The organism is Alteribacter aurantiacus DSM 18675, assembly GCF_000429705.1.
Classification (GTDB): domain Bacteria; phylum Bacillota; class Bacilli; order Bacillales; family Salisediminibacteriaceae; genus Alteribacter; species Alteribacter aurantiacus.
On sequence record NZ_KE386943.1, the window covers coordinates 123,906 to 137,914 of the forward strand.

The 14,009-nt window shown below is 40.5% G+C and carries 13 protein-coding genes; all 13 read right to left on the reverse strand.

Annotated features, from left to right (window positions below; genetic code table 11):
- Positions 1-43: 43 nt before the first annotated feature.
- Positions 44-859, reverse strand: a complete 816-nt coding sequence (locus tag G476_RS0119035) for a carbohydrate ABC transporter permease (protein ID WP_245579703.1) — start codon at positions 857-859, stop codon at positions 44-46.
- Positions 860-870: 11 nt separating this feature from the next.
- Entirely contained in the window at positions 871-1,752 is an 882-nt protein-coding gene (locus G476_RS0119040) for a carbohydrate ABC transporter permease (RefSeq protein WP_026691495.1), read from the reverse strand.
- A 131-nt stretch (positions 1,753-1,883) separates the two neighbouring features.
- Complete coding sequence (locus G476_RS0119045; protein ID WP_026691496.1) at positions 1,884-3,125, reverse strand: sugar ABC transporter substrate-binding protein; 1,242 nt, start codon at positions 3,123-3,125, stop codon at positions 1,884-1,886.
- Between the two features lie 222 nt (positions 3,126-3,347).
- Positions 3,348-4,706 (reverse strand): glucoamylase family protein, encoded by a 1,359-nt coding sequence (locus tag G476_RS0119055; RefSeq protein ID WP_026691497.1) that lies wholly within the window; start codon positions 4,704-4,706, stop codon positions 3,348-3,350.
- Positions 4,707-5,080: 374 nt separating this feature from the next.
- Positions 5,081-5,404 (reverse strand): hypothetical protein, encoded by a 324-nt coding sequence (locus G476_RS0119060; RefSeq protein WP_026691498.1) that lies wholly within the window; start codon positions 5,402-5,404, stop codon positions 5,081-5,083.
- A gap of 76 nt (positions 5,405-5,480) precedes the next feature.
- Entirely contained in the window at positions 5,481-5,720 is a 240-nt protein-coding gene (locus tag G476_RS22550) for a DUF4190 domain-containing protein (RefSeq protein WP_051314948.1), read from the reverse strand.
- A gap of 271 nt (positions 5,721-5,991) precedes the next feature.
- Positions 5,992-6,138: a hypothetical protein gene (locus G476_RS23730; RefSeq protein WP_156906644.1), complete on the reverse strand. Its 147-nt coding sequence runs from the start codon at positions 6,136-6,138 to the stop codon at positions 5,992-5,994.
- 162 nt (positions 6,139-6,300) lie between these two features.
- Positions 6,301-7,836 carry a YifB family Mg chelatase-like AAA ATPase gene (locus G476_RS22555; RefSeq protein ID WP_051314949.1) on the reverse strand — a complete coding sequence of 512 codons (1,536 nt, stop codon included), beginning with the start codon at positions 7,834-7,836 and terminating at the stop codon, positions 6,301-6,303.
- 140 nt (positions 7,837-7,976) lie between these two features.
- On the reverse strand, positions 7,977-8,747 hold the full coding sequence (locus tag G476_RS0119085) for an REP-associated tyrosine transposase (protein WP_026691499.1): 771 nt from the start codon (positions 8,745-8,747) through the stop codon (positions 7,977-7,979).
- A 472-nt stretch (positions 8,748-9,219) separates the two neighbouring features.
- Positions 9,220-9,507 carry a GDP-mannose 4,6-dehydratase gene (locus G476_RS23395; protein WP_425387242.1) on the reverse strand — a complete coding sequence of 96 codons (288 nt, stop codon included), beginning with the start codon at positions 9,505-9,507 and terminating at the stop codon, positions 9,220-9,222.
- Positions 9,508-9,573: 66 nt separating this feature from the next.
- Positions 9,574-11,100 carry a lipopolysaccharide biosynthesis protein gene (locus G476_RS0119090; protein WP_026691500.1) on the reverse strand — a complete coding sequence of 509 codons (1,527 nt, stop codon included), beginning with the start codon at positions 11,098-11,100 and terminating at the stop codon, positions 9,574-9,576.
- A 13-nt stretch (positions 11,101-11,113) separates the two neighbouring features.
- Positions 11,114-12,235: a polysaccharide pyruvyl transferase family protein gene (locus G476_RS0119095; RefSeq protein WP_026691501.1), complete on the reverse strand. Its 1,122-nt coding sequence runs from the start codon at positions 12,233-12,235 to the stop codon at positions 11,114-11,116.
- Between the two features lie 416 nt (positions 12,236-12,651).
- Entirely contained in the window at positions 12,652-13,974 is a 1,323-nt protein-coding gene (locus G476_RS0119100) for an O-antigen ligase family protein (RefSeq protein WP_026691502.1), read from the reverse strand.
- Between the last annotated feature and the right edge of the window lie 35 nt (positions 13,975-14,009).

Here is a 14,009-nt window from a genome sequence, read left to right on the forward strand (position 1 = left end):
GCCCTGTACAATTGCTTTTCTGAAAAAACAGCCCTCTAACCAACTACTTAATCCCTGTCGTATTAAAGCCTTCAACAATATACCGTTGTACGATAAGGAACAGGATCAGCACAGGAATAACCATGACCGTCGCACCAGCCATCTGCAAGGCAAAGCTGCTTGAATGTTGACCCTGAAGAAGCGCAAGGCCAACTGATAGGGTATACAGTGCCTGATCGTTTGCCACGATTAAAGGCCAGAGAAAGCTGTTCCAGGCACCTACAAACGTAAGAATGGCCTGTACGGCAATAATCGGTTTTGATAATGGAATGATAATCTGAAAGAATATCCGGAATTCCTTTGCCCCGTCAATACGGGCAGATTCAATTAATTCGTTCGGGATCGTCGTCATAAACTGGCGGATCAAAAAGATGTTAAAGGCAGCAATGAGCCCTGGGAGAATAATCCCAGCCATCGTATTGGTAAGACCCATCTGGTTTAAAAGAAGATAAACCGGAATCATGGAAACCTGGGCCGGAATCATCATCGTTGCGAGAACACCGAGAAACACCACTTCTTTTCCTTTAAATTTGAACTTTGCAAACCCGTAGCCCGCCATTGTGTTAAACAGTAAGCCGAACATGGCGAAAAGAACGATGATCATCGTGTTTATAAAGTACGTACCGAAGTTCAGGTTTGTAAAGAGATTGATATAGTGCTCAAAGGTGAACTCCTGCGGCCAAAATGTAGGCGGCATCATGCGTGCTTCTCTTTCAGGCTTAAAGGAACTCAGAATCATCCAAATGAATGGGATTGAAACAAGGAAACCACCAACAACTAAAACGGATGTGACGAACAGCTTTTCAAATCTGTTTTTCAACAGTGTTCACCTCAATTCTCTTTCGATTTATTAAACGTAAACTGGATTAACGTAGCCACAATGATGAAGACGAACAAGATTAAGGACGCTGCCGCAGCATAACCGAAGTCGTTATACTGGAAACCACTTTCGTAAATAAACAGAGCCATCGACATCGTGCCGTCAAGAGGTCCGCCGCCTGTCATAACAAACGGTTCCTCAAAGAACTGAAGCCAGCCGATCAGCGTTGTTACGGTTACGAAAAAGGTCGCATAGCTTAACGAAGGAATCGTAATGTATCGTAGCTTCTGGAGTTTATTCGCTCCATCCATATCCGCAGCTTCATAATATGACCGCGGAATCGACTGAAGGGCTGCAAGGTAAATGAGCATGTTAATGCCGATTCCTTTCCATACTGCCAGGATAATCAGCGAGATTTTTGCGATGAACGGGTGTTCCAGCCACGGCACTTTTCCAAAACCGAGTGTGTTCAAGATATAGTTGAACAGGCCCACGTCCATGTTGTAGAGAAAGCCCCAGACAACCGCAATCGCAACGATATTTGTGATGGAAGGCACATAAAAGAGCACCCTGAAAAAGGTAAACAGCTTGTTCGTCATATAATTAAGAAGAAGTGCAACACTGAGAGAGCAGACAATGACTAATGGCACACCAATACTGACATACACGAGTGTGTTTACAATCGACCTGTGAAACAGGGAATCCTGGAACAGGGCAATGAAGTTCTCAAAGCCAACGAAGCTGATCACGTCCCAGTTTCTAAGACCGATCAGATTCATATCCGTAAAGCTGATGAGTAGGCTTACCAGAATCGGCAGCAGTGAAAAGGCAATCAGCAACAAGACGGCAGGCCCGATGAACAGCCATGGTGTGAGGGCGTTTTTATGATTCACATTCCTTTCCTCCTCGTACAAATATTCGTTGAAAGAAGAGAGAAAGGCTTTTAGAAAACCTTTCTCTCTTAAGCTAGTTGTTGATTTTCGCGCCTTGCACTCCCATCAACAACAATAACCGTTACCGCATGTTAGTTTAGTCGTCTCGCGGCATTCTGCTGGAAATCATCCAGTTCTTCGTCAAGGTCGGCACCGCCGCGGTTGATGCGCTCAAGAGAGGACAAGAGATCCTGGGCTACGTTTTCCCACTGGTTTAATACCGGAGGAGCTACCGCTTCTTCCAGCTGGTCTCCAAAGACGGCAAGTTTCTCATCTTGCTGAAGCTCTTCATTATCCCACGCAGACTGGCGGGCAGGTAGTGCGTTCGTCTCCTTAAACCATTCGATCTGTGTTTCCGGCTGGGACATATACGTAATAAACGCAAGAGATTCTTCCACATGCTCTGTTTCAGCGAAGACGCTCAAGTGAGATCCACCGATCGCAGAAGCATTACGCTCACTGCCCGGAAGCATGGCAACATCCCAGTCTCCGTCAATATCAGGGGCACTGTCACGAAGGATGTTGACCATCCATGGTCCGCTTGAGAACATCGGCTTGCTTCCTTCTTCAAACCCTTGTTCAATCGGCACACCTTCCGTTACCTGAACTAGTTCTTCATTGAAGAATGTATGATAGTACTCCATCGCTTCTCTGAATGCCGGATCACTGAAGTTCTCCTCTGCTTCTTCTTCGTTAAACTCCCATCCGTTTTGCCAAGCAAAGATCGGTGGAACAAGCTGGTCATTCTGATCGATATCATAGCCGTACATACCTTCACCGCGGTCGGCAAGAGAACGGGACACTTCAAGCATGTCCTCCCAATTTTGAGGCGGCTCGCTGAAGCCGTGCTCTTCAAGGATATCGGTACGATAAAACAGGACACGTGTATCTACATACCAAGGCACACCGTACACTCCATCATCGTAAACGGTTGTATCAAGGGCCCCTTCAAAGAAATCGTCATTGCTGATCACGTCGTACTCATCTGCGTACTCTGACAGATCCAGGAATGCGCCCGCGCCTGCAAATTCGGCCACCCACGTGGTTCCAAGCTGTAGAACGTCAGGACCGTTCCCTGAGGCAACTGCCGTCAGCAGAGTCTCGTGTGCATTCCCCCATGGAATCGCCTGTACGTTAACTTCGACGTTGTCATGTTCATTTTCAAACGCTTCAACGAATGAGCCGAGAGCGTTTCCTTCCTCACCCATGGCCCACACGTCAAGCGTGACCGTGTCGCCGTCATTTGCCTCTTCCCCGCTTGTATCGTTGTCATTTCCGCAACCGGCTATTGCAAGAACGCCGGCAACCATCACTAAACTCTTTTTAAATGTCATCCTGACTCCTCCTCATTTTAGTGAAACGTTTCAATTTTTTGTCAAAAAAAAGAATGGCTGAAAAGGACCAACTATCATTCACTCTCTCATCATATCCTGGGCCTTGACCGTTGTCGGCCATGAGCTCCTCTCAAATCCCGATCCCGGTTCTTTATATCGCTGAAACCCCTCTTTTAAGGGAAGGACCGGGATAAACGCTCCCGGCCCCAGCCAGCCTACTGACTATTCGTTAATCGAAAATACTTCTCTTTCAAGCAGATGTTCCGGGTTAGACCCGATTTCGTTCTGGTGAAAATAGTTTTTAATCAAACCGTCATGGAGGTAGTTGGCGATGGAAAGCATGATCATACCTTGGTCGAGGGCAAGATACGCTTCTGTCACTTCTCCGGTGTGAACATTAACTGTGTCATAAAAACCGTACGGGCCGTATACGCCCAGAGCACGAAGCTCTTTTACGTTTTCAAACACATCCATTGGTGCATATTCAAGTGCTAGGAAAGACGCGTGCGGTGTAACAGTACCGTCTTCCGGATAGCCTTCCATACCGCCCGCAGGTACACCGAACTCTCGATAATCACCAGGAACCGATGCCGGAGAGAAGCCCCATACAGGATAGCCTTCTTCTTTCGCATGGTCGATCTGCAGTTCTACATGACGTTTATTATTCAAACCAAGACCTTTTGTTCCGAGCTCTTTTTCTTTTACAAGCAATCCAGGCATTAACGCTTCAAACATGCTTCCTCCCCAGCTAGGCACGTACTTGATATCATTGTGCTCATAATGACCCTGGAAAAAGGTTACGCCGTCATATTCCACTTCATAGCCTTGTGGAGTCTGACGTTGCCAATCCCACTCCGGAGGAAAAGTACGGTGCATGTGCCACCAGTGCTCAGAAGGAACGTCGCCTTTCCCGATCGCAAGGTAGCTTGTGATTCTCGGTTCCGTATAAAATGCTCCGTAATGATGATCCGTCAGGCTGTCCGTTTCCGCATCGTATCCTCCACGGAACAGGTTCTCATCAAAATCGTACAGGGAAGAATAATCCATATTGTCAACAAGTACAAGCGCCTCTTCCTCAAGCTCTTCGTAGGCTTCCGCTACGACAACCAATGCTGCCGTCAGCCATCCATTATCCACTTGGGAGATAAACTGTCCCCAGTCTGTCATGAGACTCGCATCGTCCGTAAAATACCAGTTATAATACAGCCCGTTCCACGTTTCCATGTCCTTGAGACTGTTCATCGTTTTACTGATTCTTTCAACCGCTTCTTCCTTTTCAATAAAGCCCATTTCTTCAGCTGAAATGACGCTCAGCATATATAGACCGATATTCGTTGGGGAAGTATGCTTTCCTTCTTCGCCTTCATCCAGACGGACAATATCATAGGTCAAACCCGTTTCTTCATCCGTAAAATCCTCAAAATACTTGAATGTCTTCTTCGCAATCGCTTTCATCTGCTTTTCCAGTGCAACGTCATGCCCCGGAGGATGTCCTTCATGAGGTGGCTGGGCATGCTGAGTGGATGGTAATAATGCAAAAACCAGAACGGCCGTTAACATGATGCTGAATACCTTTTTCATAACCTAAATCGCCCTTTCATTATGGAAGTTTATTTACATGACAAGTGAGAAAGTTACGGATCCTTTCATCACACCGGCAGCTTAAGCGATCACCTCCTGCGCATTCACCTGCAAAAGTATGTACTCTTTTACCCGCTTTCATATCCGTATACAAAAATTGAAACGTTTCTCTAAAATTACATGTTACTTACGAATGATCTACTATGACTCTTTGATGAAAGATGATGAGATTTAGTGAAACGTTTCAATAAATTGATTGTAGTTCATTTTGTAAGCCCTTTCAATAGTTTTTTTAAAATTACATAAATGGGGACGGTTCTTTTGTTTCATAATGAAACAAAGAACCGTCCCCAATCGGTCTCCCCACCTGCCCCTTATTCTACTTGCGTTTGTACAGCCTTTTCTTCAATCTGATCAGGTTTTGCTGCATTGATCATAAGAAAGGTGGCTGTGAGGATGTGCATGACCATACCTACAACTGGTATCCAAGCAATACATGAAGTAATAATACCCAAGATGCTTCCTGTAGATTCCCCTCCATCCTTTTTCGTAAGAATTAACGTGACGATATGCAACGCCAGCATAAATACTAAAGGTGTATAAAGTAAACTAATGACAATCATCCCGCCCAAAAACGGTATCCCCAGTACTGCCTCAAGTCCTCCAGTGATCCACTTTAAGATTCTTGATACTGACAAGCTTTCGCCTCCCCTACCTAGTGAATCTAAACTTCAAAAAGGGCTACCCATCCCAAAGCAGCAACCATCAGTATAACTAAAATACCGTATAGAACTGTGGCAATAATGCTGCAGTCAGTCCCCCAATTGCTAGACCTCTTCCACCTTCAGAAGACACTTTGGTTTCCTTTAGAGCCATTTGCGCAAGGACAATCCCAATAATTCCTGTGATCAAACCTACATACGGAATAATCAGGGATAGAATCCCCAGCACAAGAGAGGCCACTGCCTTTCCGTTTACTTTCTCTTTTACAGCCCCAACACTCTCCCCTATCACACCCACACCCTCTCAACTTTAGTAGAAAACATTAGAACAGACAGCACACTGCTGCTAATCAGATATTTATGCTCAAAGCACAAAGAATTGAACACGCTATAACGAAAATATTTTGCATGGACGTTTCTTACATAACAAGAGTGCAACACCATGATGGGCGCTAATTTTTTTGAGTTTGTCATCAAAAAAAGGAAGCCTGGAGATGGCTTCTCCTTGCTTCCTCACCTTTAATAACCCCATAACCCCACTTCAGGAAAGCAATAGAACCGCCCTAAATTTGAAATAAGACCATATAGAGTACGAGAAGACTGACAGAGATCACTGCAGATGTCACTGTCATCTTTCGGTTTTTCTTAACAAAGCCTGTAACTGTCATTATGATCGCGATCAGCAAAAGCAAAGTGATGAATATCTTCATTTAAGTACCTCCAAACACTTATTTGTCATAAGCTTAACATATTGAAGGGGGTGGCTGTCAGCAGCCGTTTAGCTTCCCGCAAGCGATGGGAAATAGTCCAAAGTCCAAATCATTTTTTTAACAACGTATAAATCTAGCTACCTTAAAAATTTGAATAAAAGACTACCGTTTCGACACAGTTTGGGTAGTGACAGGCACCACCCTACCTCCAACTCCCCTTAACCCAAACGCCTCATCAATCATCTCGTCTGAAATCACCTCTGTCCCGCTTAAATCCGCAATCGTCCTGGCCAACCGAATCACTTTGATTTGCACCCGGTTACTCAGTCCATGCTTCATACACAGTCGGTGAATTCTCTCCTGTTGCTCTCTCGTCAACGGCCCATCAGCCACTAACCGATCGTACGTCACATCTCCGTTCAACACACGCTCCCCATACCTTTTATACTGCCTCCCTCGAGCACCCTCCACTCGTTTTCGAACCGCAGCTGAATCTTCCCGCTCCTCTTTCTCCCCATCTACCAACGACACGCCATTCAACCGAAGTAAGATATCCATCCGATCTCGAATCGGACCGCTCACTTTGTTTCGATAGGACGCCACTTGCTTATCTGAACACGTACAGTAATGACGACTAGACCCCAAACAACCACAAGGGCACGGGTTCATCGCCGCGATCATCGTGAATTTGGCCGGGTACGTGACCGTCGAATGAGCCCGACTGATCGTCACCTTCCCGCTCTCCAACGGTTGCCTGAGCATGTCCAACGTTTTCTTCGTAAACTCCGCCAGCTCGTCCAAAAAGAGCGTTCCATTATGAGCAAGGGACACTTCACCGGGCTTTGGGTTCGAACCTCCACCGATAATAGACACAGCCGAAGCCGAATGATGAGGATGTCGATAAGGAGACGCCGCCAACACAGAATAAGAAGCGTCCGCCAACTGGTACAAGCTCACCTTCTCAAGCTGCTCTTCTTTTGACAAAGGAGGCAAAATACTCGGATACGTTTCCGCAAGAAGGCTCTTCCCGCATCCCGGCGGCCCATCCATCAGCACATTGTGACCTCCCGCCGCACTGATTTCCAGCGCCCGCTTGGCAAACTCATGGCCATACACATGCGAAAAATCCCGCTCATGCACCCACTCCACAGACTCAGATTCCTTTTGTGGGAAAAAAGGGAGCGTGTTCCGCCCCGCCAAACACTGGATCGCGTCTTGGACGGATCCAACATAGACCAGCTCCAACCCGTCAATGTCAATCGGTGGCAAGCCGGGATCAAACGGCAAAAACAATCGCTTCATCCCAATTCGTTTCGCCGCCAAAACGGCACTCAACATGCCTTGAACAGTTACAACCGATCCATCCAACGACACCGCTCCGATAAACGCCGTACCCACCGGGATCTTCTCTCTTATAAACTTTCCGCTTTTTAACACACCAAGAGCAATCGCCAAGTCAAACAACGGTCCGTTCTTTCGTTGTTCTGACGGAGACAAGTTCACCACCACTCTTTTATCGGCCAACGGATGCCCCATACTATGTAGGGCTGACGACACGCGCTCTCGAGATTCTTTAACAGAAGCATCAGGCAGCCCGACCACAATCATCGACTCCACCCCTTCCATCACCTGCACCTCCTCTTGCACACAATAACCCTCAAGACCCTTCAAACCAATACTCTTCACCACAGCCGACACACCATCACACCCTTTTTTTATTGAAGGACCAAAGGAAGCTCGGGGACGGCTTCTCCTTGCTTCCTCCCCTTGAATAGCCCCACTTCTGGAAGCAAAGAACCGTCCCCGCGCTTCCTGGAATGATAAGAAATATTCTGCTCTTATGCCTTAAAAATCAAACTAGCAGACACCCCCAAGATTATCGCTGCCTGCCGCTGAGACAACCCCTCAATTTGCTTCACTTTCCTTAGAATCGGGTCTCTCTCCAACTTCGGCAAACTCTTTACTTGCGCAATGTTCACACCTGTTCCCAACAGCTCCACAATCACCGCTCGTCCTTCGTCATCGGTTAAACGACACATAGCTGAAGTGAGATCAAGACACTGATCGTCATTGGCTCTTTCATTAAAGCCCTTAAACCTCACCAAGTCGTTAGCAAACCGGGATAACACAAAGCTTTGATCTATCAGATCAGGAAAAGCAGCACTAGGATCCTTGTAATACGCAAGGCAACTGCTCCACTTCCACTCATCCACACGCGTAACCATCCCTGCTTTGACCGGGTTCTGATGAATATACCTCACCACCGTTAGGAGGTACTGATCTGTTTCCACCTTCTCACTTTTAAAGCGATCCTGAAACAAATGCCCCGTTGTCCTGTATTTAAAATTGTAGACCTTCACCACACTCACACCGATCCGTTTCATCGTATCGGACACAGGTTCGTTGCCTTCTTTTATTAGAAAATGGACATGATTACTCATCAAACACCAGGCATAGATCTTCAAATGGAAGCGACGCTTAACCTTTCGAATGATTTCTAAAAAATTCATACGATCATCGTCATCATGAAAGATTTCTTGGCCACTCGCCCCTCTCCACATGATATGGTAGATCCCACTTCGGCTTTTCACCCTCGCAACACGAGGCACACAACCACCACCTTTGCATGAAAGAAACGAAATTAGATAAGAATTGGATAAAAAATAAGAGGATTACGTAAGAAGTTACGAAGTATACACAAAGAGGATTAAGTAAAACAAACAATTAAGTAAAAAAATAGAGTAGAAAGCAAGTTGATAAAGAAGGAGTGAAATTGTTAAGGAGATTCTAGAAGAAAAGAAGGAGGACTAACTTGATAATAATATAACACAACGAATCCAAAAGGGGAACAAAAGTTCTTACAAAATAAAACAAGGAAGCTCAGGGACGGCTTCTCCTTGCTTCAACTCCCTTGATTACCTTCACAGCAGGAAGCAAAGACCTGTCCCCGCGCTTCCTGAGGGCAACAAGAAAAGCTGTTATTATGAGACATTGCATTGTTGTAACTACTTTCAATTGGTCCTTACTATGACAGCGGTAGATCAATTCGATGGCAGAAGTGGATCAAATGCAAAGATGGATTCACACAATAAAACGATTTAGAGTGTGCATTCCACATAGGTCGGAAGCACCAGATCCGTCCCGGTGCTTCTTTAAATGACTATATGTATGAGCCATTAACTCATTTGACTTCTTTGTACAAGCATATAACGACACTGGATTATCAACAAAGTCTGTCTCTTCAAATGGAACCTTCTTATTCGTACCATAAACAGAGCTAGACGAAGCATACACTAGTGATCGACTGGAAAGTGGCGAACAAGTTTCCGGATGTTGTAGAATCCAATGTGTTCCTTTGGATGTAGACATCTGGATTCTCAATCAAATAACGAACACCGGCTTGTGCAGCTAAGTTATTCTAGTGAAAACCCTGTACTATACTTTCATTTGTTTTTTTAATATTCTTCTGAATCGTGAAACTATGCTATTAGTCAAAACTTTATCGAAAATATAGTTAACACCCACAAAAAGCACTATGGATATAATTGTTAATAGCACAGCAATAAATACCCACTGGATAAAATTATCAATTTCAATACCTATGAAATAGGCCCAACCACTAAAGTATAATAATACAATCAAAAGAGTTCGAAGCATTCTAATTCCACTCAGTCTTTTAGGAAGTTTCGTAATCTTTTTAGGAACAAAAATTAACATATCAATCGTACGATATATATTAGATAAAATCGAAGCAATTAGAACACCCACTATACCAAAACTAGGTGCCAACATTAATCCAACCCCAACAATAATTAATCCTTGTATAGTCACTTGTTTACGTGTTTCTTTAAAAAGTCCAGCTGATATTATTAACATTCCTTGGGGAACTTTTATATTATATAGGAAGCCATCTAAAGCAAATAAAAACGCCACCAACGGTAATACGTATTCTGCATCATTAACCCCTATTGTGAATAATTTAACAAAGGGTAACAGCATACAAAATGTAACTGAAAAAACCACACCTACTATGCTATAGTAAAAAACTTCAAATTCCTGAGTAGTTTTTTTTAAGTTTTCTGTTTCATTTCTTGCAATAACATCTCCAAAAGAAGCAAATAGTCCGCTTTTAAAAATTTCAAGGATGCCATTTATACCTATAATTACCATAGAATAAATTACGTATACGCTAATTAATTTTAAATCTCCAGTTATTACGGTTAAAATCAAGATGGGTGCCCCTGTTTGAATAGCGCCTAAAATTTGATTGTAAATCGCACTCCACCTTTGGTTAACTGTTGAAAGTTTTGGCTTCAAATTATAGTTAATATATTTATATTTTTTCTTTACATATATTATTAAAACAAGTGTCCTTACAAAGATTGAGGTGCTTGCTAGTAACCAAAGTAAAAGAAAGTTCAAGTTTAGATTAATTGACACAAAGATAATTGTAGTGTTAATAACAACTTGTATAATGGAAGCTATTGATATAACATAAAGTTTTTGATCTGCAGTTAATAGTACTCGGTATTTTGCCAGTGTAAAAAAGTCTAAAATCCCGCCTATTCCTAAGACCAAAACTAAACCCCCAACTAATCTTGGACTACTGTTTTGAATAGGTACTAATATAGGATAAAATAGAGCTAAACCTATTATTAAGATAATAAAAATATATCCAGCCTTTTTATAAAGTATTTTAGTAGTTGAAACTACTGTATTTACTTCGTTTATGTTATTTTTTGTCAAAGGCTTATATAAAGCATACACTGCAGCAGCTGATAGACCTGCCTCAACTAATTTAAAGTAAGCAATAAATTGATTTATTGAGGAAACTAAACCATTTAATTCTGATCCATAGTTATCAAGTATTAGCTTTACAGTTATAATTCCAGACAACATTGAAATGATTTTAAAGATAGCAGTAAAGAGAGCATTGTTTAAAAACTTTGATGTTCTGTCCATAATTTTATCCTTCTCATCTTTTTTGAATCAGTTCATAGAGTAAAGCTATTGATTCCTTTCTGTTAAGATCCAACTTCTTATTAATTCTTTTATAGTCAATTTGATTTAACGGATTTTCCACACTCTTGTCATTTAAAATATTTTGATCGAGTTCGAACAGATCTACAATATTTTCCAATCTAGAGTTTACCTCATATTTATCTGATAAATATTCTATATAAAATTGTTTATTAAAATTTATGGAAAAGGCTGTGCCGTGAAATGAATTTGTAATTACAAATTCTGCATTCTTAATTAGAGTTAAGAACTCTAATGGACCTGCGTTTTTTATATATTTTATTTTACTGGATTGTTCATAGCCATAAGTCAGCCATAAAATTTCATATCCGTATTTCTCTGAAATTTTCATAGCTAATTTTTCGATATTTTTCGTCCCAGAAAATGCGTACACAAAAATATACTTTCTCGACCTTTTATTTTGAGGTATTATTTGATTCCATTCCTCTTGCGACAGTAATAATGTCGGGTCCAATACAACTTTAGCCTCTTTATTTGTAATTCCATTGACTATGTTTACAGCTTGCTTTTCTCTAACTAAAATTTTATTGAAACCCGAAAGTAACTCAGAAAATTTATCTACATATTTTTCTGGTAACGATTCGGTACCAAAGCTAGCAGCGTAAGCATTTTTTTTTGAATTATTCTTGGTGAAGTCTAGTAAGTATGTCATATCTTCTCCGTTAAGTTTAGGATTCCAGACCTGATCACTACCCGTAATAAAATTTGTGTATCTTGCCTCTATAGCTGCAATATCTGAAGAATTTCTACATTCAACACTGAGCTCAATAAAGTTATTTAAGAAATCAAGAAACTTGTAGTATCTAGCGTTACGGTTTCTATAAATTAGAAAATATGCTCCTAATTGCTTAAAACTTCTAACCTCTTTAATACTTTTTGGACGATACTGATTTTCAATATGATCATTAATGTAATCAATTACATGACATTCTTTACCTAGTACTTTAATTTTTTGTTGTAAAGCATACACTTGTAAAATAGCACCATAATTAATTGCTCTATGATACGTGATAATACCTACACAATCATTTTCTTGTTTATAGTTTAAGTTCTCCACCTATTTACACTCCTCAGTCAACTAAATAAACTCATACACCTTACTGCTAAACAATCAATACTAATGTTTAATTATTTCTAGATTTCACTACAAAGCTTTCAATTCTCATTTAAACCCTTAATAATGAGAATCCACATTCAGTAAACTCGGCAAAAAAACTGAATGGAACCCAAGTGGAAGAATAGGATTTAGACCAAACAGAAACAATAAATTTAATAATAAAGTGTCTGTCCTATTAGACTTGAAACTAACACATAAATGTTCTCACTGTAACCTTGCTTTTTGCCCGTATAATGCTTCAAATGCTACAGGTACTGTTTTCATTTCAAAAATCACTACATTTTCCAGCTATAAAATGCTTTTTGATATAAAGCATGTTTTTTAATTACTAAACATATACATAATTAAAAAACTGACTAAACTTTCTCACTAGCTACTGCCTTTTTATTAAAATTCCAAAATGAATAAATCAATCCAAAAGCTAAACAATACATAATAAAATAACTATAATCATATAAGGGATTCCCAGTTAAACCATATAACAGGAAAAAGGTTTGTGTGTACAGAGAATAGAGAACAGCAAATTCCCACTTGCTTGAATACTTACTTTTATTCCTATTAATCATTCGTGTTGTTTTAATAGTATAGAAATACGTTAGAAAAAATGGGGTTAATATCAACATAGAACCAACAATTCCAGTTTCACTTAGCAATTGCAGATAAATATTATGAACATCCATTTTCGTATGAACTGTTACATTACCAATAACTGTGTCTTTAAAATTACCCCAACCTATTCCAAAAAGAGGATTTTCCACAAACAAACCCCATGCGAATAACCAAAATGTATTACGATTACTAGTAATATCTTCCCCTGCGAATAGAGCTTCAATGGTTGCAATAACTCTTAAAAATAAAGTATCTCCTATATTAGTTAGAAGTGTGATAATTATAAAAAAGACTATTACAAATATTGAAAAATAAAATGCCTTAAACATTTTTTTGAATCTTTCATAATTAAAACTGGAATACTGTATATAAACAAAGAAAATTGTCAAAACCATTAACAATAAATGTCCTCTTTTTTGGGTTAGCAATAAAGCGAGAAACATTATGAGAAATAAAAGGATTTCCTTTTTTGACTTTCCGTGTCTATTAATAATCCAGCTACAAAAAATTATTCCTATTCCGTTGACAATATAGCCAGCAGTCAAGCCAACTTGACTTGTAAATCCAGTATAGTAACCATTTTCCATTCCAATTAAAATTCGTTCTACAAAAATCGGACGTAATTGAGATAAAAAAAGATTATTATATAAAACAGGAAATAAATAGGAGAAAATTACCGATAAACCAAAAAAGACTCCACCCCACTTGATAAGGTTAATTGAACTATTATAATTCCTTACATCCCCCCGAACAAAAAAAGAAATTAAGATTCCTAAACTAAATATAACTGGACCTGCTACTTCATTGGTCGTTAACATACTATTATTTAAACTTGCTAACGGAACAAAAATAGTAAGCAAAAGTAACATATCTGTTTTCTCAAAGAAATACTTTTGCTTTCTTATAAGTTCATTGAATAGTAAAATAGTTAAAATAGAAACCAAGATAACTATCTGAATAAAAAGGCTATTAAAGACAGCTACATAAATCCAAGTCGTTATCATAAATATTGTCAATAAGGTAATGCTAATAGCTTTTAGATTAATAGAAACATCCCCATTATGCCGCATTATTTTGTCTTCTCCTTTTTAATGGGTTAAATAAG

What these genes read in the sequence shown, in the direction of transcription:
- G476_RS0119045 (WP_026691496.1), bottom strand. Translation starts at nt 3,125, where the DNA reads ATGACATTTAAAAAGAGTTTAGTGATGGTTGCCGGCGTTCTTGCAATA.
- G476_RS0119055 (WP_026691497.1), bottom strand. Translation starts at nt 4,706, where the DNA reads ATGAAAAAGGTATTCAGCATCATGTTAACGGCCGTTCTGGTTTTTGCA.
- G476_RS23730 (WP_156906644.1), bottom strand. Translation starts at nt 6,138, where the DNA reads ATGAAGATATTCATCACTTTGCTTTTGCTGATCGCGATCATAATGACA.
- G476_RS23395 (WP_425387242.1), bottom strand. Translation starts at nt 9,507, where the DNA reads ATGTCTACATCCAAAGGAACACATTGGATTCTACAACATCCGGAAACT.
- G476_RS0119090 (WP_026691500.1), bottom strand. Translation starts at nt 11,100, where the DNA reads ATGGACAGAACATCAAAGTTTTTAAACAATGCTCTCTTTACTGCTATC.
- G476_RS0119100 (WP_026691502.1), bottom strand. Translation starts at nt 13,974, where the DNA reads ATGCGGCATAATGGGGATGTTTCTATTAATCTAAAAGCTATTAGCATT.